Annotated in this window: 23 protein-coding genes; 7 read left to right on the forward strand and 16 right to left on the reverse strand. The window is 52.1% G+C overall.

The features are described from left to right. Positions 1-116: 116 nt before the first annotated feature. The 4 genes from BMZ40_RS19255 to BMZ40_RS11815 are packed head-to-tail and all read right to left on the reverse strand — an operon-like array spanning position 117 to position 3310. The gene (locus BMZ40_RS19255) at positions 117-371 is read right to left on the reverse strand and encodes a hypothetical protein (RefSeq protein ID WP_143075619.1); all 255 of its coding nucleotides are present in this window, start codon (positions 369-371) and stop codon (positions 117-119) included. A gap of 20 nt (positions 372-391) precedes the next feature. After that, positions 392-1519 carry a His-Xaa-Ser system radical SAM maturase HxsC gene (gene hxsC / locus BMZ40_RS11805; protein WP_092375860.1) on the reverse strand — a complete coding sequence of 376 codons (1128 nt, stop codon included), beginning with the start codon at positions 1517-1519 and terminating at the stop codon, positions 392-394. After that, positions 1506-2963: a His-Xaa-Ser system radical SAM maturase HxsB gene (hxsB, locus tag BMZ40_RS11810; RefSeq protein WP_092375863.1), complete on the reverse strand. Its 1458-nt coding sequence runs from the start codon at positions 2961-2963 to the stop codon at positions 1506-1508. The genes hxsC and hxsB overlap by 14 nt, the downstream gene beginning before the upstream one ends. Beyond that, positions 2960-3310 (reverse strand): hypothetical protein, encoded by a 351-nt coding sequence (locus tag BMZ40_RS11815; protein WP_092375866.1) that lies wholly within the window; start codon positions 3308-3310, stop codon positions 2960-2962. The genes hxsB and BMZ40_RS11815 overlap by 4 nt, the downstream gene beginning before the upstream one ends. Positions 3311-3796: 486 nt before the next feature. Here BMZ40_RS11815 and BMZ40_RS11820 point away from each other — a divergent pair, with 486 nt between their 5' ends. Beyond that, positions 3797-4720, forward strand: a complete 924-nt coding sequence (locus tag BMZ40_RS11820) for an alpha/beta fold hydrolase (RefSeq protein ID WP_092375868.1) — start codon at positions 3797-3799, stop codon at positions 4718-4720. Positions 4721-4848: 128 nt separating this feature from the next. Next, on the forward strand, positions 4849-5472 hold the full coding sequence (locus BMZ40_RS11825; protein ID WP_092375871.1) for a LysE family translocator: 624 nt from the start codon (positions 4849-4851) through the stop codon (positions 5470-5472). A 126-nt stretch (positions 5473-5598) separates the two neighbouring features. On the opposite strand, the gene BMZ40_RS11830 is transcribed toward BMZ40_RS11825, so the two are convergent. Further along, a complete protein-coding gene (locus BMZ40_RS11830; RefSeq protein WP_092375874.1) occupies positions 5599-6000 on the reverse strand; it encodes a GFA family protein in 402 nt (133 codons plus the stop codon). Positions 6001-7145: 1145 nt separating this feature from the next. Between BMZ40_RS11830 and BMZ40_RS11840 the strand changes: the two genes are divergently transcribed. Further along, positions 7146-8624 carry a cation efflux transmembrane domain-containing protein gene (locus tag BMZ40_RS11840; protein WP_092375880.1) on the forward strand — a complete coding sequence of 493 codons (1479 nt, stop codon included), beginning with the start codon at positions 7146-7148 and terminating at the stop codon, positions 8622-8624. 266 nt (positions 8625-8890) lie between these two features. Here the strand turns inward: BMZ40_RS11840 and BMZ40_RS11845 are convergent, their stop codons facing one another. After that, the gene (locus BMZ40_RS11845) at positions 8891-9343 is read right to left on the reverse strand and encodes an iron-sulfur cluster assembly scaffold protein (protein ID WP_092376060.1); all 453 of its coding nucleotides are present in this window, start codon (positions 9341-9343) and stop codon (positions 8891-8893) included. Positions 9344-9962: 619 nt separating this feature from the next. On the opposite strand from BMZ40_RS11845, the gene BMZ40_RS11850 reads away from it, so the two are divergent. Continuing rightward, positions 9963-10499: a hypothetical protein gene (locus BMZ40_RS11850; protein WP_092375883.1), complete on the forward strand. Its 537-nt coding sequence runs from the start codon at positions 9963-9965 to the stop codon at positions 10497-10499. A gap of 488 nt (positions 10500-10987) precedes the next feature. Here the strand turns inward: BMZ40_RS11850 and BMZ40_RS11855 are convergent, their stop codons facing one another. The 3 genes from BMZ40_RS11855 to BMZ40_RS11870 all read right to left on the reverse strand — a co-directional run bounded on the left by BMZ40_RS11855 (position 10988) and on the right by BMZ40_RS11870 (position 14919). After that, complete coding sequence (locus BMZ40_RS11855) at positions 10988-11446, reverse strand: pyridoxamine 5'-phosphate oxidase family protein (protein WP_092375885.1); 459 nt, start codon at positions 11444-11446, stop codon at positions 10988-10990. A gap of 276 nt (positions 11447-11722) precedes the next feature. Further along, on the reverse strand, positions 11723-12322 hold the full coding sequence (locus BMZ40_RS11865) for an iron-sulfur cluster assembly scaffold protein (RefSeq protein ID WP_092375890.1): 600 nt from the start codon (positions 12320-12322) through the stop codon (positions 11723-11725). Between the two features lie 401 nt (positions 12323-12723). Then, positions 12724-14919, reverse strand: coding sequence for an amino acid permease (locus tag BMZ40_RS11870; RefSeq protein ID WP_092375892.1), 2196 nt, complete (start codon positions 14917-14919; stop codon positions 12724-12726). A 99-nt stretch (positions 14920-15018) separates the two neighbouring features. On the opposite strand from BMZ40_RS11870, the gene BMZ40_RS11875 reads away from it, so the two are divergent. The 3 genes from BMZ40_RS11875 (at position 15019) to BMZ40_RS11885 (ending at position 17121) form a co-directional block, all read left to right on the forward strand. Then, entirely contained in the window at positions 15019-15273 is a 255-nt protein-coding gene (locus BMZ40_RS11875; RefSeq protein WP_143075621.1) for a hypothetical protein, read from the forward strand. 31 nt (positions 15274-15304) lie between these two features. Next, on the forward strand, positions 15305-15556 hold the full coding sequence (locus BMZ40_RS11880) for a hypothetical protein (RefSeq protein WP_245751100.1): 252 nt from the start codon (positions 15305-15307) through the stop codon (positions 15554-15556). A gap of 719 nt (positions 15557-16275) precedes the next feature. Next, entirely contained in the window at positions 16276-17121 is an 846-nt protein-coding gene (locus BMZ40_RS11885) for a DUF169 domain-containing protein (protein ID WP_092375897.1), read from the forward strand. A 352-nt stretch (positions 17122-17473) separates the two neighbouring features. Here the strand turns inward: BMZ40_RS11885 and BMZ40_RS11890 are convergent, their stop codons facing one another. The 7 genes from BMZ40_RS11890 to BMZ40_RS11920 all read right to left on the reverse strand — a co-directional run bounded on the left by BMZ40_RS11890 (position 17474) and on the right by BMZ40_RS11920 (position 22786). After that, the gene (locus tag BMZ40_RS11890) at positions 17474-19165 is read right to left on the reverse strand and encodes an FAD-dependent oxidoreductase (protein WP_092375900.1); all 1692 of its coding nucleotides are present in this window, start codon (positions 19163-19165) and stop codon (positions 17474-17476) included. A 136-nt stretch (positions 19166-19301) separates the two neighbouring features. Further along, on the reverse strand, positions 19302-19727 hold the full coding sequence (locus BMZ40_RS11895; RefSeq protein ID WP_092375903.1) for a hypothetical protein: 426 nt from the start codon (positions 19725-19727) through the stop codon (positions 19302-19304). After that, the gene (locus BMZ40_RS11900) at positions 19720-20682 is read right to left on the reverse strand and encodes a 4Fe-4S dicluster domain-containing protein (RefSeq protein WP_092375906.1); all 963 of its coding nucleotides are present in this window, start codon (positions 20680-20682) and stop codon (positions 19720-19722) included. Before BMZ40_RS11900 ends, BMZ40_RS11895 begins: the two co-directional genes overlap by 8 nt. Positions 20683-20744: 62 nt before the next feature. Next, complete coding sequence (locus tag BMZ40_RS11905) at positions 20745-21260, reverse strand: universal stress protein (protein WP_092375909.1); 516 nt, start codon at positions 21258-21260, stop codon at positions 20745-20747. A 4-nt stretch (positions 21261-21264) separates the two neighbouring features. After that, entirely contained in the window at positions 21265-22269 is a 1005-nt protein-coding gene (locus tag BMZ40_RS11910) for an arsenic resistance protein (RefSeq protein ID WP_092375912.1), read from the reverse strand. 30 nt (positions 22270-22299) lie between these two features. Further along, the gene (locus BMZ40_RS11915; RefSeq protein WP_092375914.1) at positions 22300-22521 is read right to left on the reverse strand and encodes a hypothetical protein; all 222 of its coding nucleotides are present in this window, start codon (positions 22519-22521) and stop codon (positions 22300-22302) included. A 40-nt stretch (positions 22522-22561) separates the two neighbouring features. Further along, the gene (locus tag BMZ40_RS11920) at positions 22562-22786 is read right to left on the reverse strand and encodes a hypothetical protein (protein ID WP_143075622.1); all 225 of its coding nucleotides are present in this window, start codon (positions 22784-22786) and stop codon (positions 22562-22564) included. Between the last annotated feature and the right edge of the window lie 197 nt (positions 22787-22983).

Consider the following 22983-nt stretch of genomic DNA (forward strand, 5'->3'; position numbering starts at 1 on the left):
GACCCTCGAATTGCATTGAATTTCCTCCTGAATCGTAATCCCATCGAAGTCTACTCCACAACTTGGAATTGTTCAGATTTAACGCCGCCATATACAAACATATAGCGGCGGTTGAGTTAATAGCGACTGGAATAATGAGAAACGTGAGAGGAATGAGACACGTGTGACGAATGAGAATAGTGTCCAGCCACCAATGCGCCATTGCCGTCAGTTAAAACATTTGCAGGGCGTTCAAGCACAACTGGAGTGTCTGACGTCACATTAACCAGAGATACAATGTTTTGAGGTTGAACAGGCGTTGCATTTGCGGCAGTAATTCCGACACCAAGAAGCGTCAAAATTCCTGTGGTCATAGACAGTAGTTTTTTCATGTGTCCTCATATTTCGGTTTTTAGAGGCAAACGGGATGAATGCCTTCACTGATTAAATTATTTGATGTGGTGAAAAATCCACCACATTTATCTTTAACCATACACTCGTTACACATGGTGATATGGTTACATTTCCAATCTGAAATTGATTTTTTTGCATATTTCCATGCTCGAACAGGGATTACACAAAGCTGATGGTTGTAAATTGAAAAGTTTATGCCTCTTCTCTCTGCTTCTACAACAAATTTGTCCAGTTCTTCTCGATACTCTGTCGGATCTATCCACACTTCCTTGGCGTTCTTTGCCGCGCATCCCGTCATTTCAAGGCCCATAATGGCAAAATGGTGTACGAAAGGATAGGTACGGAAGAAGAACTCTGCTAAACCCGGAAGTCTGGTATAGTTCAGCTTTGAAACAACGAAACGGACCTCGATACCAACGTTGAGTTTTGAAAGATTATAGAGGCTGGCGTGTACTTTACTAAAAGCTCCTTCTCGTTGAACAATCAAATCATGTGTAAGCGGTGTATCGCCGTGCATGGAAACACAATAGCATGTTTTCGGTGTTGAGAGCTCAGCGCAACGTTTTGCAAACTCGAATTCGCTGAATGTTTGTCCGTTGGTTAGAACTTGAAGACTGGCGTCTGGATGTTCTGTTGTGCATCGAGTCAGAATTTCTATGAAATTACTTCTGATCAGTGTTGGTTCGCCTCCTGTAATGCACATATGTTCAACTTTTTTTCTGACCAATAAATCAAGGACGCTACGCGCTGTTTCGATGTGTATTTTGTCATGTTGCTTCTGAGGCTGTGGGCACATAATGCAATTAACGTTACAGGCATCGGTAAGATAAAGTGCGTTTTGACTACACGAATTCTCCCAGAGAACGTAAATTTTTCCATCCGCTGAAATTTTGACAATATCGTCGATATGATGGGTTATATCTAGCTCATTTGGAATCTTGAGTCCTGACTTGGAGAACAACGGAAGCTTGCTGTCTTTGGTTACATATCCTCTGAAACCAAAATCAGACATAGATAAGTTATCTTTGTAAAGTATATGGTTTCCACGAGGAATCGAGTCCGTATCTTTTGTTAGAATCCCAATACAGCCTTTGTTTCTCAGGCTTTCGCCACTATACGTTCTCATGTGTCACACCCTCCGTATTTGGTGTAATCCAAGACCAGAGCGTGTCCAAAAACAAATTATCATTCGTTTTTATTTTTTCGAACATATAATCAAAAATAAGCATATTTTTCTTGCAAAAATTGCTTCCTGGATTGTGCCCAATAATTGTTCCGTATTCGAGGTAGTTTCGAATTGGATCAGCTCCGCAATACGGGCTATAAACACAGTCGCTGCATCCAGGGATTGTCTCCAGGCAAGAATTCTCGACTATTTCACCAATGATTTGCCCGTTAAAAATTTGCGTATATGAATCTTTGCCAACATTCCCCATCTTGAATCTTTCATCGCCCATGCGAGCCAGCATTCGGCCCTCGTCTGCGGGGTAAACGTCACCATTGTAGTCGTAGATAGCTCCGCTGATCCCAGCTCCGGACGGAGATTGCAGATCGACAAACCCTGTTGATTGCGAAGTCATGATACGCTTAAAAATAAGTGCGGTGTAGTATTCGGTGAACATGGTGCCGGAGGCATTAAGACTTATGATGTACTCCAAACATTTCGTGTAAAATTCAAAAAAATCTTCGCTACTATACCCAAGAGACTCGGCTTGTTCAGCCGCAAAGCCGTATGGATTCAAGGATCTAAGAAATATTCCGTGAAAGCCAAGGCGCACGTATTCGTCTATAATTGCCTTGAATCGAGACAGGGATTGTCTAGAAGTCGTCATAAGCGCATCAATTCTATCCGGGCCCATGATACTTCGACCAAGCTCAAGATTCTGAACGAATAAATCATAACTCGTATTTCCAATCCTTTGCTTTCGACACGAATCATGGATGTCCTTTGGTCCATCGAGCGAAGTTGAAACAAATACGCTGTGTTTATGAAGATATTCAAATCTATCTTTTGTTATTGCCGTCAGATTAGTACAAAGTACAAATGCTAGATTTTTTTTATATTTTAAATTTAAGGTTTCAGCGTATTCTACAACAAATGGAATGATCTCCCAATTGAGAGTTGGTTCACCGCCCTGGAATTCAATTTTTATGCTCGGAGATGGGGAGTGGAAAATAGTATTTACAATTTTTTCAGCAGTTTCAATGCTCATATCAAACTGGATGGCATCGTTATCCGCACATGAGACCTGGCAATACTCACACCTTTGATTGCAGCGTAATGTTGTGACCAGCATATGAAGGGAAGTAAAGCTTCGAAGAAAGGCTTTTCTTGATCTGAGTTTGGTGGCAGCCGCGTCAATGGATTGTCCCATGTCTACGGATAGTATTTGGCGTGAAACAAGATCTTGTATGATGTTATCGCTTAAATCAAGCGTAGAGTCGAGCAACTTGTTGAACTCGGCCCTAGGTATCCAATAAAAATCGCCATGAGCTGTTGTGATAAAAATTTCTTTTTCTTCTCTTCGGAAAAGAAAAGGAAAAATTTCAAGATTTAATCCGGAATTCATCTCAAATCCACCACACTAGATGTAGGCAAGAAAGCAGTTTTGTATATTGTTCTTTGTACATCAATTGTTTTTTTGAGCAAGTCTTCCCTGACTTGTTGGTCTATTGCTGCGATATAGAATTCATAAAGTATAGCATTCAAGTCTACATCAGTTTTCAATGCAGCCAAGAGCGTGATCTTAACTTCGTCTTTGCCTTCTGGAAGCATTTGTAATCTAACTCTATCTGAAAATAATCGAAGTGTTTTCATGACAGCAGTTTGTTCAAAATATGCTTTCTTGAGCAAAAGAGTCGGATTTCCGGTCAACAGATCTGTTTCCATTACGTGGTCTGACTTGGATTGCGTCATATATGGCTCCTTTTCTAAATTTTATTATTCTACTCTGTAATCCAGTCGTGTCAAACCCGCTAAGGTTGACATGTGTGTATGACAGACCAAAAAAAAGCCCCAGAAAGGAGCGTCCGAGACTCATGATGAATTTTTTCAAACAGGAGGCGAGGTCAGATCTTGAATCTTGAATTTTTTTGGAGTAACTATAGTTGATGGTCCGCCCACTCCGCATAGAATTTCCAGGACCCATCTAACATGTGACATCCCGGTGTAATACACAATTTGCCATATTTTTTTGATCCATTTATCGATGATCTGTCGTCTTTTTTGTAAAACACGCAATCAAAGAAACACTTGCATTTGACGCATCCATTCTAGTAGTCATCTCGGAACAGATTTACAAATTATTTGAAATTTTTTGCGCTAAGTTTCACATCGATTATCTATAGTTTCTTATTCATAAAATTTATGAATATATTGAAATCTACATTATAGGAAATATATATGAATCAATATAATTATTGCAAGGATCTGAAAAGATATTCAATAAGCATGATTGTCTCTTTTGCGTTCATATTCTTCTTTTTTACCCCAGCACACGCCAAAAACGAATGGCCAAGTCTCGCAATATCTGCGGATGGGACCCCGATTTCCTTCGACTCGTATGGTTCTGGAGAACCGACGCTCGTGTTTGTCCATGGTTGGAGCTGTGATGCCCGCTACTGGCGTGAACAAATCCCCCATTTTTCGAAAAAAAACCGCGTGATTGTGCTTGACCTCGCAGGCCATGGCCATTCGGGCATGGGGCGAACTCAGTACACCATGAGATCATTCGGAGAGGACGTGAAGGCAGTAACCGAGGCAACCGGCAGCCGCAGCGTCATCCTGATCGGACATTCCATGGGCGGTTCCGTCATCGTCGAGGCTGCCCGACTCATGGCGGACCGTGTGATCGGACTCGTCGGTATCGATACGCTTGAAAATATCGAATACTCGATGACTCAGGAAGAATTCGAAGGCATGGTCGCACCGCTCGAAAAGGATTTTCAGACCGGCTGTCGGCAATTCGTGGAGGCGATGATTTCATCTCGCACCGAGGCAGAGCTTCGTGAATGGATTCTCTCCGATATGTCTGCCGCACCGCCGGATGTCGCATTGAGCGCCATGAGAGAAATGATGTCGCAGTACATCACAGGTGAAGCCGCCAGGATATTCAAGGACATCCGCATACCCGTCATGACCGTGAACGGCGACATGTGGCCCATCGAATACGAAGCAAACCGGCGCCATATGTTTTCCTTCGATGCCATTGTCCTGAAGGACGCGGATCATTTTCTCATGCTGAATCGCGTAGAGGAGTTTAATTCCGCTTTGGAAAAATCGATCGCTACGTTTTCAAAAAATCAACTGGAAGGCAAAAAGGACTAACGCCAATCTCAACAGGCTATTGAACAATGAGGCGTAATCGCGGTGTCTCAATGGTCTGACTTCCTCTTGCCATTCTGCATTGCTTTCAAGACCTTTCGGTATATTCTACGCTATCCTCGGAGATGTTCATGAGCCCGGCTACATATCTCGCCTTTCTCTTGGCCACCGTAGTGGTCTTGGTCATCCCCGGTCCGACCATCATGTTGGTGGTGAGTTGTTCCCTGGTCCAAGGCAAACGTGCAGCCCTGCCACTGGCCTTAGGAGTCGGCCTTGGCGACACTGTGGCAATGATTGCGTCTATGGCCGGGCTTGGCGCATTGCTCGCCACCTCGGCCACGCTGTTTACGACGCTTAAGTGGGTCGGTGCGTTCTACCTCGTCTACTTGGGTGTAAAGACCTTGCGGGCCAGCCCTGAGCCGGGCAAAGGCTTGCCGCGCATTGAGCCTGCATCGCGCGGGGCCAGCGTGTTTCGCGCCTTTGCGGTTACGGCTACCAATCCTAAGTCTATCGCCTTCTTCTGCGCCTTCATGCCCCAGTTCATCAACCGCGCCGAGCCGGTCATGGCTCAAATCCTCATCTTGGGATCGACCTTTGTAATCCTGGCGGTAGTCAACGCCACCTTGTACGCGCTTCTGGCGGCCAGGGCACGAGACGCGGTGACGAATCCCCGAACCATGAAAATGATGAACTTGGCAGGCGGCTCCGCCCTGATCGGTGCGGGCGTTTTGACCGCTGCCATACGGCGGACATAAAAGAGTACCAAGAAGCAGACGGGGTCTCTGAGATCAAGAGTATATCATGCCGTGCGATCTGAAAGCCCAACAAGCCACCTGAACGCCCGGAGCCACCGCTCCACGATGGAAGAATAGCAAAACGGGTTATTCCGGCAGTTCCTCAAAGGTGGGGAGCATTTCCAGCTCCTTGTCCCAATTGGCTTTACGCGAAACGAATATATGCGCCGTGGGCGGAATTGGCGCGTTGCAGTCGAGGCTGCCCGCTGGGAGCACCAGCAGCGTGCCGTTCAGTTGGATGTTCGGCAGGGCAGAGCCGCATTCGGCGCAGAAACTTTTTATGTGACCCGTGTTGTTGAAGTTAAAGGTTTTTATCAAGTTCTCGCCCGATAGCCAGCGTAGGGTGGCCGTGGACGAAAACAGGTTGGCTGCGTGGGCCGATCCGGTATCCTTGCGGCACCGTTCGCAATGGCACAAATAGAAACTCTCGAATTCGCCCTCGACCTCGAAGGCGACCTTGCCGCACAGACACGATCCCGCATAAATCACGCTTACACCTCCACGCTTCGCACCGTTTGTCAGGCGGCGGCGCTGAATCCGCCGCGCAAAGCTTGCGTCATAGATGAGTCATGCGTCTATTGGCAACTCCAGTTCTGGCACCATCGACAATCCGGCAGCAGGAAATGCGTCCCACGGCCCGCACAGCCTCAATGTGGCCAAAAGCCATGCGTTGATCGGGAAGCCTGTCATCCTGAACTGTGCCGCTACATTCTCCGGAACCCCGGAAGCCCGGAAGGGCGGGAGGGGCGTGGAGCAGGGGGCGTGGCCATGCAGGCGCGCTGCGGCAGGGTTCAAAAAAGGGAAGCGACCCGCGAAGGGGACGCTTCCCGGCGATGGCGTGTGTGCTCGTGAGACAAGGGCCAGATCTTGAATCTTGAATTTTCTGGAGTAACTCCTCTTCACGGCCCGCCCACTCCGCACAGAATTTCCGGGAGTCATCTGCCTTGTGACATCCCGGGGCAATGCATAATCTTCCATTTTTCTGGACCATATCGACAGGAGCACTTTTCTTTCCGTGCTCGGGATAACGTTGCACCGGTTCAACGTTATTTATCATGGCTATTGCCTGACGACGAATCACTTTTATTTGCCGCAACTCCGGCCGCAAATCTTTCCAAAACTATACGGCAATTAAACGGCGTTAACACGCAGGCATTCATTCCTCAGTGAGCAAAATTCTTCAGAAAATGGGATATTTCAAGATTCAAGAGCCGCCCCCAGATTCCCCAATTCCCCGTGATCCTGGATTCTCAGTGAGCCTTTTGTAAATCGCCACATCCCCGGCTTTACATTAGCGGCGACACCCACTACCAGCTCTCCAACCGCATCGTCGTGGCCTGGAAGCTGGCCCAATGCGACCTGCCCGTGGCCCTGCTCTGCATTGGCTTCACCGGCGAGGTCCTTCGCACGCCCCCTGGTCGACCGCGACCACTGGCAAGGCCTCATGAAAGTATACATGCACGGGATCGTGACGCACAATTTTTCAGGCAAAGTCATTCTTTGTGGCAAAAAAAGCCACTATGTGCATGCTGATTGAGTCATTGTCGGTTTCTGTTGTTGAAATTTTACAGTAACTCGCTTTTATTTTTGGTTTCAGTGATATTCATATCTAACAAGCTCAGGGTTTTTGAGACATGCAAAATAATTCATCTGCTGACTACGAAAAGGATAATCTGCCTTTACAGTTTAAGGTATTGAAGTTGGCGTTGCTTATTGATGTGTCTTCCTGCATTCCGGTTATAGCAATTGCCATACTTTCAAATTCGATGATACTTCTTACAGACATTTATGATTATTCATACAATATCATCTCGGGAATTATCTCTGTTACTATTGTTAATAAGCTCATTAAGGGAAAGATAACATCTTACGATTATGGTGCCGGAAAACTAGAAAGCATGTGTTCTCTATTAATTTCTGTTTTGGTAGTCCTCGGATTGGTCGTTACAGCTGGATTATCAATACATCGCATCATTTACCCTCAAGAATTAAATGTAGATTTTGCTTTAGTTGGCTTTGTAATTAATTTTATTTCTTTAGTAATAAATGTTATTTTATGGAAAAGAATTCATAAAATTGCCTTAGTGTCAAATTCTCCGATAATGAAATCTCAATGGCGGCTTCATCGCGCAAATGCAATTGCAAATATCTTCGTATTTGTTTCATTGATTGCAGCCGTGTTTTTACGAGATTTTTCATGGGGTTTTATTATAGACCCGGCGTGTGCGATATTGTTAATTTTTGCTGCCGGCTATGCATTTTTAGATCTGATCAAAGAAAGCATGCATGACCTCTTGGATAAAACCCTTGACGAAGATCTGCAGATGAAAGTTCTCAGAAGATTAAGTGAGTACTTCGACTGGTATGATTCTTTTCACGGTGTAAAATCCAGAAAGTCAGGCAAGAAGATAATAATTGACATTACGCTTGGCTTCACACCTGACAAGACAGCGGGAGATATTTTTGACCTTTCTGGAAGGATAAAAGAAAAACTGGAAAACGATATTCCCGACAGCGAAGTGCAAATTATCCCACGAATATACAAGGAATTTAGTGAGACAAATATTGCAAAGAATTCTTTAAAAAGAATACAGATTCAACCGATTACAGAACAAAACATTCCAGACTCAATGGAGTTGGTTAAAAAATTCTTACCTACAGACAATTATGAACTAATACTTAAGGTGCTGAAAGAGAGCTGTATGCTAGGCTCTAACAAAAATGAACTCTTGGAAGAGAATATAACGCATCCCCGCTATTGGGTAGCTTTAAGCGGCGACAAGGTAATAGGGTTCTCAGGATATTATTTCGAGCCAAATGAGACTGATGCTGTGTGGGCCGGATGGGCTGCAGTAGAGCGAAGTCTTGGCATGCTTTCGGCAAAAGCAGCTAATGGCCTAATTGCAAAAGTAGTTTACGAAGCTAGAAAAACAGGTAGAAAGTATATAAGATTATTTACTTGTGATTTACCTGAAGAGATCATGGCAAATAAAATATACGATAAGCTAGGTTTTACAGTTTATAAAAGAGGGATTGACTGGGATGGCATTGAGATAATTTACAAACAAGCCCAAACAGAATCTGTCTATGATAAATTTGAAAAGAATCGTTAAAGGCGAAGAGTCCGATGGGACGGACCGCAAGAGACGAGGGGCAGGTCTTGAATCTTGAATTTCGACCTATCCAGTCGATCCTGGAAAACTGCTGAAGCGCCACGTCAGACACTGGCCTGCACATGCTGAACATTGAGTCGAAATAGGTGCTCAAAGAATTAGATGCGCAAATTACACGGCATCAGGCTCACCATTTGAAAGCAATGGCTTGAGATTCAACAATCTCAAGCCATTTTCCAAAACCCGCCGTAAACCACGCGGAATCTTCAACTTTCTCGCGTCCCCAGAGTCTTAAAGTAGTAATCTCCCAGCGCCTCGTGCAGCGCGTTGGCGGCCAGTCGGGTGCAATGGCGGTCTTCTTCGGGCATGCAGTTTGGTCCGCCCAAAGCTTCCAGCACGGTATCGCCCGGGATGGAAGCCACCTCTTCGCAGGTCTTGTTCACTGCCAGTTCCGCAGCCATGGATCCGCTGATCAGGCTGGAACCGCAGCCGTCGGTGCCGAATCCCGCGTCAAGGACCCGGTCGTTTTCGATGTGCAGAAAGATGCGGATGGTATCGCCACACGTGCCGGTGGATGCGCCTTCGTACTCGGCCTTGGCCGGTCGGCCGTGATACGGCTTGTTGCGCCAGCGTTCAAACCCGGCCTGACCGTAGGCCTGACGTGCTTCATCAAAAATCTTGTCCTGAAGTTCATTCACGATGTCGTCAAAACTGGGCATTGTCTCGTCCGTTGGTTGAGTGATTCCATGCGTCCCCGTTGGGAACAGACCAATACGGGCTCTTGGCGGACTGTTGAAAAATTCAAAATTCGCGGGCCGCTCAAAAATGGTGAGATGCAAGAATGCGAAAAAATACAGGGCGCGCGGTGTGTTGCGCTGACATAAGTGGTCTTGATTTTTTCGCTGACGCAGCAGATCGCCGTTTTCCAACTGCCTGCTAGTACCCCTCCAAAAATCGGCAACACCAGTCACTAAAGACTGGAACACATACCAAAATGGTCAGAAAAGCCTTGTGCTGGACTCGCCTGCACCCCGATCCCGCAGCCGATTACCCATCGGTAACGTGCAATCTAGTTACCGCTTGATGCAGTGCTCGCGAACGTAAGGCGGCAAAGCTGCCAATGTACATGATAATCTGTCGGCAATGTCTCGAACGTGATCTCAAGCTTCAGAAAGGTTTTGTATAGGGGAGTGGGGCAGATGTCGGGCCGGGCCATGCCCTGGCCGGGGATCACGGTCTTGGTCGCATCGCCCAGACATCGTAGGTTGCACAGATCGGCATCCGATTTGCTAAGATACTTGATTGACCTGCAATTCTTTCCTGCCAAGGAGGGTTACCATGGATCACAGCATTTCTCTAGCGGGCGCCCGCCCCATCGACATGAGCGACGCAAAGCCGGTCAGGGCCTGGGAGCAGTCTGACGAATTTTTCGCCAGTTTCATCCAGGCCCAGGAGGCCATTCTGGAGTCGCGGCATTCCGTCCGGCCGGACACATCCAGCGACCCCGCCTACGCCCCCTATGCCACAGTGCAGATCGGCGGCCGGGTGGTGGCCGAGATCGACAATCACGGCTGGGTCACGACCTCGAACGCGACGGCCGCCGGGATCGGGGAACTGCCGAACTCCGCCGGCGGGGTCATATCCGGACCGGCACTGGCCATGGCCAGGGCGGAATATCTTGCAGACCGGCTTGGCGGCAGCGTGTCGATGGCCCCGACTGCAATGACTCAGGACGCATTCACGCGCCTGCCCCAGTCCGGGGTCAAGGTGGATACGGCGACCATGCTGGCCGATCCGCTGTATCGCAATCTGCTGTCGCTGAAGGAGGCCCGGTCGCAGTTCCTGCAACAACTTCAGTCCGCGGCCACGACCTGAGCCGTGGGGGCTGGGGTCAGATCATGAATCTTGAGTTTTAGCAACGGACGGGGTCTCTGAGACCATAGCAACGGACGGGGTCTCTGAGACCAAGAGTATTCTGAAATGATTGACTTTTTATTCGAATAAATGGCTTTTTTTGGCCTTAGAATGGCTTTTTTCTTTCAAAATTCGGATTTTTTACATCCAATATCACGAAATATATGGTTAAAACTCGTCAAAAAAGCAGTGAGTATGCTCATTCGAGGAAATTGGAGGGTTTGTCAGTAGAGAAGTGGCTCGGTTCGCTTGAACACATTCGCCCGTTTCTTAACAGGCTATTGAAAAATCAAGAGCAACCGCGTTGTCTCAATGCCCTGACTTCATCTTGACATTCTGTACTGTCTCCTTGTTTCTTTGTGGTGCGCCCTGCCGGGCACACCACAAAGAAAAAGGCCACCCGCATCCAGATGGCCTTTTCCTGTGCAGCTGCTGTGCTTTTCTGCCTCTTACCCCTTTTCTTCCGACGACCGGGAATGCTTCCCGGTAATGGACTCAATGCTGACGCGTACGACCCAGGTGACGGCGAGGGTGCGCTCGGGGACCGGGAAGGTGCAGGGCGCGTTGTACTTGGCGGCCAGGGCCTTGAGGACTTCGATCTTGAGGGTGTCATCCTCCACAAGGGTGGCCAGGCCGGTGCCGCAGACGCTGCGGTAGCGCGTCGTGGTCTTTTCCACGCGGATGTCCACTGCCGCGTAGAAGCCCACCCTGGAATCGTGTTCGATCAGGTCCAGCTTGCGGCCCTCGGGGGCGCAGTGGATGAAGATGCTGTCCCCGTACAGGACGAAGTTGAACTGCAGAACATAGGGAAATTCGCCCGTGTTGAACGCCAGGGAGACGACGTCCGCTTCCCGCAGCACGTCGTGCATGAAGGACTGGTCGGTGATCTCGCGATCCTTTCTTCTCATTTGGGTTCTCCGGGAAAAGCGGGTTCGTGTTGTTTCATGTGCCTCATGCCTTGCCCGTACTTCTGGCCTTGATCAAACCCAAAATTCGGCTCTTCGGACGGGGTCTCTGAGACCAAGAGTAAATATAGATTAAACACGTAATTATCGCTGAATTTCAATATAGTATCCGGCCCCAACATTTGAAAGCAATGGCTTGAGATTCAACAGTCTCAAGCCATTTTCCAAAACCCGCCGTAAACCACGCGGAATTTTCAACTTTCTCGCGTCCCCAGCGTTTTAAAGTAGTAATCTCCCAGCGCCTCGTGCAGCGCGTTGGCGGCCAGTCGGGTGCAATGGCGGTCTTCTTAACAAAAACATGATGGCAGCCACCTCTTCGCAGGTCTTGTTCACTGCCAGTTCCGCAGCCATGGATCCGCTGATCAGGCTGGAACCGCAGCCGTCGGTGCCGAATCCCGCGTCAAGGACCCGGTCGTTTTCGATGTGCAGAAAGATGCGGATGGTATCGCCGCATGTGCCGGTAGATGCGCCCATGTACTCGGCCTTGGCCGGTCGGCCGCGATACGGCTTGTTGCGCCAGCGTTCAAACCCGGCTTGACCGTAGGCCTGACGCGTTTCATCAAAAATTTTATCCTGAAGTTCATTCACGATGTCGTCAAAACTTGGCATTGTTTCGTCCGTTTGCTGAGTGATTCCATGTGTTCCCGCTGGGAACAGACCAAAGCGGGCTTCTAGCTGGCTGTAGAAAAATTCAAAATTCGCAGGTCGTTCAAAAATGGTGAGATGCAAGGAAGCGAAAAAATTCAGGGCGCGCGGTGTATTGCGCATACATGAGTGGTCTGGATTTTTTCGCTGACGCAGCAGATCGCCGTTTTTCAACTGCCTGCTAGCACCCCCTCCGGAAATCGGCAACACCAGTCACCAAAGACTTGAACATATACCAAAATGGTCAGAAATACCTTCCCGGAGAAAGAAAAGGCGGGAAGTCTGCATTTGACTTCTCTGCCGCCAAGACTGCGGGAAGCAACCGCAAACCGGTTAGCCGGTGGTATCTGCTTACGGAAATTTTAAGATATCGGCTTGATTTGTAATATCGTCTTTATCCGCTGTCACATTCGATCATGTCTTTACCCAGTTGTCCGCTTACTGCTTGGATCAGCAGGCGCCGCATCAGTTCCGGTCCATTGGTATGACGCAGGTAGTACTGTTCCAGTTTTTGCAAAACCTAGAAAGTACCGGGTGAAGGCCAGTCATCAAACTAAATAGGAACGGAGTTGTTGTTACGCGCCGAGTGAAACATCCCCTGCGTTATAGACCAGAACAACATCTCCGGGCAGATCGATCACTGGCTGGAGTTGCGTGTTAATCTCCCTGGCCATGTCACCGTCCGGAGGTTCGAAACCGGCGAATAGGACGGCTGAGGGCTCCATGGTTTCGCGAATGGTTTCAAGAGGGTTCTCTGTGGCCGTGATCACGATTTCGGAGGAAATCCGGGCATGGGCAAGCAAGTCCTGCATTTCCTTTTTCATGTTCTCCACGTCGGCTTTTGGGGGAACCGGGCGTATGATGCGAAGGGGCTGTTCTTTCCAGATGTCGTTGGTTTTCAGGAGGTAGGCCAGCAGGAGCATGAGCGCACCGCTATCTTTGTCACTCCACCAGATGTTCACGAATCCCTCGACGGCTTCGGTGCGTTCTTCCTGGCCGCTGGCCACGACTACCAGGCTGCGCTTCATGCGTTTGGCAATGTCCAGGGTTGCTGCGAATACGCCTGCGTTTTCCGGTTCGGAACTCCAGCCGAGCATGACCGTGTTGGGGCGCATGCCGCCCAGTCCGTGACATTGCAAGAGAGCCTTGACCGCCACGTAGAAAGTTTCTTCCACAACGACAACGGGGAAGGCGGGAAATTCTTCTTTCTGTAGAAACTTTCGCATCACGGCCTCAGCCTCGGTTCTGCGTTCGAGAAATTCATCCAGATCTCCGTGGATGACCTGGCCGACGGACACCACTCCGCGGCCGGCGGTCATCCAACAGGCGTACTCACACAGGTGCAGTCGAGTCTTTCCGGCACCGGCCAAGACAAGAATCGACGGTCTCCAGTTCTTGGGGTGATAGCGCTCGCTTTCCAGCTTAAGGAGCGCCTTGCGGGCCCGATGAAATGCGAAACCGCTGTCCACGTCTCCCCATTTGACCTGGATTTCGGCGCGGGCGATCACGTAGTAAAGGATTCCCGCCAGAGCGATGGAAATTGTTGCCCATAAAGGGGAGATGAGAAACATCACCCCGAGGCAACCCACTGCACCCATAAGGGATACGGACCAATGGTTATAACGAAAAGTGGGCCTGAAACTCGGATTCTTGACGAACCCTTCAAAAAAACAGGCCAGATTCATGGTCCCGTAGGTGAGCAGGAAAAACATGGTGATTACCGGGGCCACGGTATCGAGATCCCCGGCGAGGATGCCGGCTTGGGCGATAAAAAAAGTCAGGACAATCGCCCGACGCGGTTCGCTCGATGGTCCGCTTCCCTGGCCGAACCAGCGCAGGCGGCGAAAGATGTTGTCTCGGGCAAAAGCTTGAAGGATACGCGGGGCACCCATCATGCTGCCCAAAGCCGAGGACAGGGTGGCGCAGATAACGCCCGCGTATACCAACATCGGCCACAGGGCGCGCTCCTGCATCACGAACCCTGTACCCACCAATTCCTGACGCGGCGTGCTGGCCGCTAGCAGGATGGCGATACCGACGTAGATGCCGCCCGATACCGCGATGCTCAGGAACGTTCCGCGTGGAATGGACTGACTGGGGGCCTTCAGGTCCCCGGACATGTTCACCCCGGCCATGATGCCCGTCACAGCGGGGAAGAAGAGGGCAAAAACGGGAAAAAATGTATATCCTGCCTGCCAGTTCGGCCCCAGATTCGATTGGAGGGTCTGAAAGGAGGATGTTTCCAAGGCTCCAGCAAAAAAAGATGCAATGGCGAACAGGAGTACCGTCAGAATCACGTACTGCAACCGGATGGTCCAACCTGCACCGATGTAGACGCTGGCGAAGACCACGAGGTTCGTGATCGTGGCCACGGTGCGGAAAGGCAGGCCCGCATCAGGAAAAGCGGAGCAAAAGGCTTCTGTGAAACCCACTACGTAAAGGGTAACTGCCACGGCCTGCGCTATATAGAAGAAGACCGCGATGACGCCACCGAATTCAACACCAAGGCTGCGGCTGATAAGATAATACGCCCCCCCGCCTTGCACGCGCATGTTGGTTGCCACAGAGCTGATGGACATGCCGGTAACGAGGGAGATGGCCTTGGCTGCCGCCAGGATCGCCAAGGCATTCCAGAGGCCAGCATAACCCACCACGGCTGCGAAACGCAGGAACATGATGACGCCCAGGATGGTCAAGAGGCTTGGAGTGAAAACACCGCCGAACGTACCGAATTTACTCGATAAGGTGGTAGATTGAGAGGTTTCGCTCATATGGCCTCTGGATGGCTGCGGCTTTTGATCGCCGTGGTTACGGAAAATACAGGTAAATCAGGTTGGATATATATCATATGTTTCACAGGTGAGTCACTAATGAGAGCCAAGAGTATACGCGAAAGGCAAGGGGCAGTAAATTTTTTGATTGGTTTCGATTGGGGAACGAATGTGGCTGTTGCATGGATTTTTCGGAGATATGGGTCCATCGATCTGGATAAAGATGAGGTTATAGATGAAAAGTTGGCAAATCTGATTTTGGCTTTTATGCTGGGAGATTTCAATAATAATCAGTTCGTGGTTATGTATGTCGCAGAATTGTTGCTTTTATCCGACGCATCACCAGGGGAATGACTTTTGGGAGTATCTCCTGTAAGGTGATTTTATGAACAACGCATCAGATAATAAAAAAATTAATCCCAAGGAAAGTACCTTCACGAGTGAAATGGAAGCAGTAAACAAGAAATACGCCAAAGACTGGAAGCTGGAGTTACTCGCGTTATCCGGCTTTTGCGTGTCCGGCGTCATATTTATCGTATCCGGAGTGCAAAGTGGTGACTTTCTGACTGTTTCGGGCAGTGTTGTCTGGCTCGTATCCTGTCTTTGCTGGATGATTCCATACAGAAAATTCTTTTGAAGACTATGGGGGCTGGGGTTAGATCTTGAATCTTGAATTTTATCAAATACTCCCCGCCTCCAGACCAGACCAGTTCACTCCAAAACAAGACAAGGGATTTCAGTTTGCGCGCTGAAGTCCCTTTTTTCTTTGTGGAAATGGGGACAAGCCTACTTTTGACTTTTTCTGCCGCCAAGACCGCAGGAAACAACCGTAAAAAGGGTAGCAGATTCCTTTCAGACATCATGGCCTCCACGTTCACTGTCTTCATGTCTTCCCCTTGCCCGGTGAATGGAGTCCGGCCGGATGCGTTGCTTGCTTCCGGATCAACTTCCTGAGCCACGAAGTTGATCCGGAATTTTACGGAAAACGTATCGCATCCGCCAGCCCTAGGCAACGGCCTGCATACATTTCAGGCCGCGTCTCGCGTCTTGACCGACGCACCGCACTGCCGCGTAGGTCCGGCCGCGACACCGCGCGGGGGAGGGGAGGGAGATTTTGAATTTTTCTGGATTGCCTCCTCTCCACGGTCCGCGCGCTCCGCTTGAAATTTCCGGGAGCCATTCACCATATTGCATAATTCATGAGTGAGTAAATTCTTCGGAAAATAGGATAATTCAAGATCTGCCCCGGATTCGTTATTTATTCCGTCTAGTTTAGCTGTTAGCATCGCATGAACAGGCACGGCATGGAGCAACTCTTCCGTATCGCAGCGAATTTCTGACAACCAGGAGGATGACATGGCAATGGAATTCATACTCGATGGCACCGCAACCTTCATGGAGCATCTCGGACTGAACGAGGAGCCCTTCGGCGTCTACTATTCGGACACGAAGCCGGACAACGCATACGGCCCGAAGCCGGGCACGCCCATCTCGCGTGAACTGGAGGATCTAAGAAAGCTGGACATGCAGGAGGTCATGAAGACCTTTTCCTGTGTCATGGGCAATATCTGGCTGGCTCGCAAAAAGAAGGGGGCGGCGTTCATTTCCGCCGAGGAATACGGATGTCCGGGCGGCGTGTACTACTGTTCGATGATGAAGCCGCATCTGCGCTTCATCGAACATTACGTATCCACGGGCTTTGCGGGTACGCCCCTGCACGGCGAGCGGTACATGCCCGGTCCCGACGCCATGCGGGCCTTCATGGAGAAGGTGAATCCGCGCAAGGCTCCGGGCAAATTCTGTATTTTCAAGCCCCTGTCGCAGTTTACGGACGGCGACGAGCCCGAGTTCGTCATCTTTTTCGCTCGGCCGGAAGTGCTGACAGGCCTTTTCATACAGGCGGTGTTCACCACGGGCGACATGGACTGCGTAGCATCGCCCTTTGGCGCAGGCTGCACCAACATAATCGGCTGGCCGCTGTACTACCAGACGCAGGGGCAGGAAAAGGCCGTGCTCGGCGGGATGGATCCCTCTGCGAGAAAATTCATGAAAACCGACGAACTGACGTTCACGGTCCCCTTGAGTCTGTACAAAAAAATGCTGGTCGCCCTGCCGGAATCCATGTTCACGCACGAAACGGACTGGACGGGCGTGCGCAAGAAGGTTGAGCGCAGCGCCAAAGCGTGGGGAGAAGTGGAATAGCAGGACAGGGCGCTGCTCCCGATTCTGGAGCCCGTACGCGGTAACAACAGCCTGCAAATTTTGACTTTTTCAACAGTCAAACAATGTCCTGCCGCGTGAAAATTGCGTGAACGCGGCAAAAGCCCTGTGAATCACAAGGCAAAAGCCCCCGGACAGCCAATCTGTCCGGGGGCTTTCGCCTTCTTTAACAGGCCGCCTCAAAACGGGCGATCTGCTGCGTCAGCGAAAAAATCCAGACCGCTCATGTATGCGCAATACACCGCGCGCCCTGAATTTTTTCGCTTCCTTGCATCTCATCATTTTTGAACGGTCTACGAATTTTGAATTTTCAATCAGTTAAAGGGACGAGAAACTATTGTTCCGTAGTGTAGGGCCAGGCCATGAGGCCGCCTTCCATGACTCGTACGTCGGTATATCCCGCGCTTTCGAGAATGCGCTGGGCTTCGTAGCCGCGCATGGAGACCTTGCAGAAAGAGAGGATGGTCGCGTTTTTGTCCTGGGGCAGCTCGCTTACGCGTCCGCGCAACTGGCCGAGCGGGATGAGCGTTTCACCCCGGCCGAGCTGATTTTCCTTGAATTCATCTTGGCCGCGCACGTCCAGGACGTAGAGCGGACCGCCCGCATCGAACAGGGCCTTGGCCTCGACGCTGGAGATGCCGGTCATCAGTCCGCGCATCTTGTTCTGCAGGATGTGCGCGGTGGCGATGGCATGGTCGATGGCCTGGGAATAGGGCGGCGCGTAGGGCAGGTCGGCCATGGCCATCTCGTCCACGGTCCAGCCTGCGGCCACGGCCACGGCCATTTCGGAGGCCTGACGGTTCACGTCGCCGGGGCCCACGCAGGCAAATCCGAGGATGCGGCCCGTGGCGCGGTCCGCCACCATCTTGGAGACCAGGGGTTTTGCGCCCATGAAGCCGGGCTTGTCGGGGCTGGCGTTGATGGCCGTGACCACGTCGAAGCCCGCCTCCCTGGCACGGCGCTCGGAGAGGCCTGTGGACGCGGCGGTGAAGTCGAAGACCTTGCAGATACCGCTGCCGATGGTCCCGGGAAAGCGCACCGAGTCGCCGAGCACCGCGTTCTCTCCGGCCACGCGGCCTTCGAGATTGGCCAGGTCGCCGTAGGGCGCCAGCATCTTCTTGCCGGTGAGACGGTTGGTGATCTCGACGCAGTCTCCGGCAGCGTAGATGCTTGGGTCCGAGGTGGCCATGAAGTCGTTGACGGCGATGCCGCCGAATGCACCGATTTCAAGGCCCGCAGCCTTGGCCAGGGCAGTGTTGGGGGCCACGCCGATGGCCATGACCACCAGATCGCAGGGCAGCACCCGTCCATCTGCCAGCCGTGCGGCGCCGATCTGTCCATTTTCGCCTTCAAGGGCCGACAGGCCGACGCCGGTGATGATCTTTGCACCCTTGGCGCGGGCATGATTCTCCACCAGTAGTGCCAACTCCGTGTCCAAAAAGCCGAGAATTTGCGGCAGGGCCTCGACCACGGTCACGTCAACGCCTGCATGGCAGAGGGCCTCGCAAGCTTCCATGCCGATGAGTCCGCCGCCGATGACCACGGCCTTTTTGCCGCTGGAATGCTCGGCCCAGGTGCGCATGGCGTCGGCGTCGGCCATGGAGTGCAGGGTCGTCACGCCCTTGAGGTCGCGTCCCTGGATGGGGGGCATCTTGGGCACGGAGCCGGTGCACAGGATGAGCTTGTCGTAGGCCAGGAGGCCATTGTTTCCGGCGGCATTGATCCAGCTTACGACCTTGCTCTCACGATCGATGCTCACGGCCTCGGTCTCGACCATGGCGGTGATGCCCTTGGCACCGGCAAAGAAGGCCGGATCGCGCACCACGCCGGACGGGGTACACAGCAGCTTCTCGCGATCCTTGAACATTCCCGACACATAGTAGGGGTATCCGCAGGATGCCATGGACAGCTCCGGGGCCTTCTGCAGGAGGATGACCTCCGCGTTCTGATCCAGGCGGCTGGCCCTGGCCGCTGCCTTTGGCCCGGCGGCGGTTCCTCCGATCACGACAATGCGCTTGGCAATCATATTCGTCTCCTTTTGGTCAAATTGGTTGAATTTTTGAAACAAGAGCCCCAGCACGCACCCGGTTGCCAGGTGCGCGTCATGATGATGGGAATGAATCCGCCGAAAACTTAAAGTGATTTGTTAGGTTTTGTCCGAATCACCTTTTCAGGGATGCGGGCCGGGCCCTTGAACGGATCAGGCTCGCCGCTCCGAGGAGCATGACAAATCCCAGATGGCTCCAGTCCACCCACATGACCAGCGTGGGAGAGAAATAGGCCTCCGGCTGGTTCTTCATGACCCGGATGATGCCGGTCAGGACGATGCCTGCCCAGCACAGGCCGACAATGACATCCATTGCCGTCCATGACTTGCGGCGCAGGATGCGCGGCAGTCGCCAGCCAAGAATGGCCAGCAGCACGATGGCCAGGACATAGTGCAGCACATGGTTGAAATAGTAGTCCGCCGTCCAGGCGAAGCCCGGCACGTCCGCCAGATAATAGCGGGCGAAGATGGGCATCTGGGCGAAGCCCGTGAACAGCAGCGCGACCACGGTCAGGCGAAAGACAAGGGTGAGCTTATTCATTGTCGTCCTCCGAGGTGGCGCCGCGTACCAGATGCAGCACGCCGGCCATGAGTCCGACGACGGGCGCCGCATAGACGGCGCGTGCCAGCAGTTCCTCTTTTTCGAACGGGTTGCCGACCGAAGCCAGATGCGGTTTGCCCGGGCCCGTTTCAATGGCCTGATCCAGAACGTCGAAGGGTACGGGGGAGACGTAAAAGGTATTGGTTCCGCCGTTTTCCGTGTCGCCGTAGATGAAGCCTCCGGTGCGCCGGGCCAGTTCGCGGGCCTGGGCCAGGATTTCGTCGCGCGGGCCGATGGTCTGCACCCCTTCGGGGCAGGCTTCGATGCAGGCCGGGGTTTCACCCAGGGCCACCCGGTCCCGGCAGCGGTCGCATTTGTACATGACGCCGTTGCCCGCGAAGCTCGGAGCGAGCTTGAGGTAAAGGCCCACACCGGTCTGGCGCTCGGGGATGTGCCAGGGGCAGACATCCTTGCACTTGGAGCCGCCAAGGCAAATTTCGTCGTTGATGCTGACGATGCCCCGGCTGTCCTTGGAAGCGGAACCCCACGGGCACAGGTTGGCGCAAGGTGGATTCTGGCAGTGCAGACAGCGCCTTGGGATGTTGAGCTCAAAGGGCCGGCCGTTGTATTCACCCGTGGCCGTCTGGATGTAGAGCCAGTTGTAGGGAGTCAGGCGGTCGTCCACATCCTGCCGGTCCGACCAGTCCGCGGCCTTGACCTTGGCCGGATACATCTTGGGGAAGGGTTTTTTCGGCTGGGGGAACTTGTGGCCGTTGGTCTCGCGGCAGGCTTCCACGCACGCGCCGCAGGCGATGCATTTGGACAGGTCCAGCAGCGTGGCCAGTTCGACCTCTTCGGCCCGGCCCTCTTGGGCGCGCGCCTTCGTCGGGCCCAGGGTGGCCCCCGTGGCAACGGCCAGGCCGGAGGCGAGGAAGGATCTGCGGTTGATTTTCATGCGTTTCTCCAAAGTATTCATTGTCTGATGTTCAAAGGCATGGCTCCCGTTTCGCTGTAGGTTCACCCTGCCGCGCTCTCCACGGGGAGCCTCACCGTCAGCACCGGCACCGAACTGAGTCTTACGACCTTGTTTGCCACGGATCCAAGCAGCATGTCCATGAATGCTCCTCGGCCATGCGCTCCCATGACCACCAGATCGTAGTTTCCGGTCTGTATTTCGGCCAGGAGGCGCTCGGCCGGATCTCTGGTCTGGATCTTGAGTTCGGCCCCGGACACCGGGCAGCGGGGATTGTCCGTGGCGCATTCGGCGGTCATCTCGCGCACCCTTTCGCGCGCTTTTTTCTTGGCCCTGGTTGTGGCCGTGGCATTGATCGTTTCCCACTCGGCGCGGCTGAAATGGCTTTCGATGTCAAAACCCGCGTCCCCGCTCATGAGCTCGACCAGATCCGGAACGACGTGCAGGATTGTCATGGCCGCTCCATGGCAGTTGGCCAGGGAAATGGCGTGCCGCAGGGCCATGCGCGCGCTTTCGGAGAGGTCCGTTGCGTAGAGAATGCGTTTGTATTCGGGCAGCATGGTGTCAGCTCCTGCTTGCGGTTTGGGGAGTAAAAATACCCTTTGGCTGTGCCGGTCCGAAGAGGCGATCGGTCAGCTTCACGTACCAGGCGGCGCTCTGGACCTGGATGATATAGGCCATGGCCACGACCAGGGCCGCGTCGGAACCCTGGGAGCCAAAGGCGTTGATGGCCACTGCCAACGCGATGGAAAGGTTGCGCATGACGGTGCCGTAAACCATGGCGATGGCGTCGCCTCGTGGCAGGATGATTCGTCCCAGGACGGTGCTCAGGGCGAAATTCACTCCATAGATGATCGCCAGGGGCGCGAGGATCTGCAGCAGCATGGCGGGCGCGCCCATGATGGTCCTGGCCTTGAGCGCCAGGGCGATGAACACGATGCCGAGCACGCCGAGGGTGGACAGGGCGGGAAAGCGCGGTCCCAGACGTTCGGCGAATGTTTTCTGGCCATAAACGCGGATCAGCAGGCGCTGCGTGGCGTAGCCAAGAGCCATGGGCAGGAAGACGATGAGCGCGATCTGGGAAAAGACGGCGCTGACATCCATCTCGATACTGGCACCGAGCAGGGAGCGCACGTAAAACGGCGTGGCCAGGGAACCGAGCGTGAGCCCGATGACCGTCATCTTTACAGCGGCGGCGACATTGCCCCCCGCAAAACCGGTCCAGGAGATGGTCATGCCGCTGGTGGGCACCAGACCGGCGAGCACGATGCCGAGCATCATGTAAGGCTGGTCACGAAAGAAGACCCAGGCAACGCCAAAAGCCAGAAAGGGCACAATGGCGAAATTGACAAGCTGGGTGATGATCTGGGCCTTCAGATCGCCGCCGGAAAAGACCTGGTTGATTTTCAGCGTGACCATCATCGGGTAGACCATCAGAAAGGTGAAAGGCACGATGAGATTCTTGAGCCATGCCGCATCACCCAGGAGCCCACTCACAAAGCCCAGGATCATGACCGTGGGGATGGCCAGGACCAGATTCTTGGATATCGTCTGCAATATCTTCCACATCACCGTTTTTCCTTGTTCATGCTTGCGTTGCTATTCTTCACACGTGGCGCTGGTTTCAATTTCCCGGCATTCGGGGTTGCTCATGCACGGAGCGTCCTTTTCCTTCATGACCTTCACCTTGCTCAAACCTCGCTCGACGATGAACTTCTGCCCGCACTTGCAGCACTCATGAAACCGCGGGGCATAGTCGTCTCCCTGATTTACGGTCATGCTTTCCTGACAATACGGGCAATTGACTGTTACTGTAGACATGGCTTGCTCCTTGCGATTTGGGTTGAGAAGTCTGCCTGGTTCAGATTTTTCTGACCTGAAACAGATAATCGTCTCCTTCCTTCAATTCATGAGGCGGGACCAACTGAAAACTGCAATCAGGATGCACTCTGCGCAGATCGGGCAAAAAAGCCCTGTCATTGGCCAGGATCAGCATGGACTCACCGGCTTCAAGCCTTTTGATCAGTGCGTACGCTGTCAGCATCCCGAAAAAATCCATCGTGTTCCGCATGTCTAGTTTGGTCATGGCATTCATCCTCATGCGCCGGGCCGTGCCGACATTTCCCCAATAGCCAGCGGCGTGCCAGAATTCCCTGTTGGTACGCTTGAGCATATAATTGTGCTTATCGTGCCGAAATAGTTATTTTAAATATGAGTGCGGGAGATCCGGAATGATTGATTTCCGTTTCGCTGTTGCGTTTTGCATGTTCATTAATTAAACAT

Source organism: Desulfomicrobium apsheronum, assembly GCF_900114115.1.
GTDB classification, from domain to species: domain Bacteria; phylum Desulfobacterota; class Desulfovibrionia; order Desulfovibrionales; family Desulfomicrobiaceae; genus Desulfomicrobium; species Desulfomicrobium apsheronum.

What these genes read in the sequence shown, in the direction of transcription:
- BMZ40_RS19255 (WP_143075619.1), bottom strand. Translation starts at nt 371, where the DNA reads ATGAAAAAACTACTGTCTATGACCACAGGAATTTTGACGCTTCTTGGT.
- hxsC (WP_092375860.1), bottom strand. Translation starts at nt 1,519, where the DNA reads ATGAGAACGTATAGTGGCGAAAGCCTGAGAAACAAAGGCTGTATTGGG.
- hxsB (WP_092375863.1), bottom strand. Translation starts at nt 2,963, where the DNA reads ATGAATTCCGGATTAAATCTTGAAATTTTTCCTTTTCTTTTCCGAAGA.
- BMZ40_RS11815 (WP_092375866.1), bottom strand. Translation starts at nt 3,310, where the DNA reads ATGACGCAATCCAAGTCAGACCACGTAATGGAAACAGATCTGTTGACC.
- BMZ40_RS11820 (WP_092375868.1), top strand. Translation starts at nt 3,797, where the DNA reads ATGAATCAATATAATTATTGCAAGGATCTGAAAAGATATTCAATAAGC.
- BMZ40_RS11825 (WP_092375871.1), top strand. Translation starts at nt 4,849, where the DNA reads ATGAGCCCGGCTACATATCTCGCCTTTCTCTTGGCCACCGTAGTGGTC.
- BMZ40_RS11840 (WP_092375880.1), top strand. Translation starts at nt 7,146, where the DNA reads ATGCAAAATAATTCATCTGCTGACTACGAAAAGGATAATCTGCCTTTA.
- BMZ40_RS11845 (WP_092376060.1), bottom strand. Translation starts at nt 9,343, where the DNA reads ATGCCCAGTTTTGACGACATCGTGAATGAACTTCAGGACAAGATTTTT.
- BMZ40_RS11850 (WP_092375883.1), top strand. Translation starts at nt 9,963, where the DNA reads ATGGATCACAGCATTTCTCTAGCGGGCGCCCGCCCCATCGACATGAGC.
- BMZ40_RS11855 (WP_092375885.1), bottom strand. Translation starts at nt 11,446, where the DNA reads ATGAGAAGAAAGGATCGCGAGATCACCGACCAGTCCTTCATGCACGAC.
- BMZ40_RS11870 (WP_092375892.1), bottom strand. Translation starts at nt 14,919, where the DNA reads ATGAGCGAAACCTCTCAATCTACCACCTTATCGAGTAAATTCGGTACG.
- BMZ40_RS11875 (WP_143075621.1), top strand. Translation starts at nt 15,019, where the DNA reads ATGAGAGCCAAGAGTATACGCGAAAGGCAAGGGGCAGTAAATTTTTTG.
- BMZ40_RS11880 (WP_245751100.1), top strand. Translation starts at nt 15,305, where the DNA reads ATGAACAACGCATCAGATAATAAAAAAATTAATCCCAAGGAAAGTACC.
- BMZ40_RS11885 (WP_092375897.1), top strand. Translation starts at nt 16,276, where the DNA reads ATGGCAATGGAATTCATACTCGATGGCACCGCAACCTTCATGGAGCAT.
- BMZ40_RS11890 (WP_092375900.1), bottom strand. Translation starts at nt 19,165, where the DNA reads ATGATTGCCAAGCGCATTGTCGTGATCGGAGGAACCGCCGCCGGGCCA.
- BMZ40_RS11895 (WP_092375903.1), bottom strand. Translation starts at nt 19,727, where the DNA reads ATGAATAAGCTCACCCTTGTCTTTCGCCTGACCGTGGTCGCGCTGCTG.
- BMZ40_RS11900 (WP_092375906.1), bottom strand. Translation starts at nt 20,682, where the DNA reads ATGAAAATCAACCGCAGATCCTTCCTCGCCTCCGGCCTGGCCGTTGCC.
- BMZ40_RS11905 (WP_092375909.1), bottom strand. Translation starts at nt 21,260, where the DNA reads ATGCTGCCCGAATACAAACGCATTCTCTACGCAACGGACCTCTCCGAA.
- BMZ40_RS11910 (WP_092375912.1), bottom strand. Translation starts at nt 22,269, where the DNA reads ATGTGGAAGATATTGCAGACGATATCCAAGAATCTGGTCCTGGCCATC.
- BMZ40_RS11915 (WP_092375914.1), bottom strand. Translation starts at nt 22,521, where the DNA reads ATGTCTACAGTAACAGTCAATTGCCCGTATTGTCAGGAAAGCATGACC.
- BMZ40_RS11920 (WP_143075622.1), bottom strand. Translation starts at nt 22,786, where the DNA reads ATGACCAAACTAGACATGCGGAACACGATGGATTTTTTCGGGATGCTG.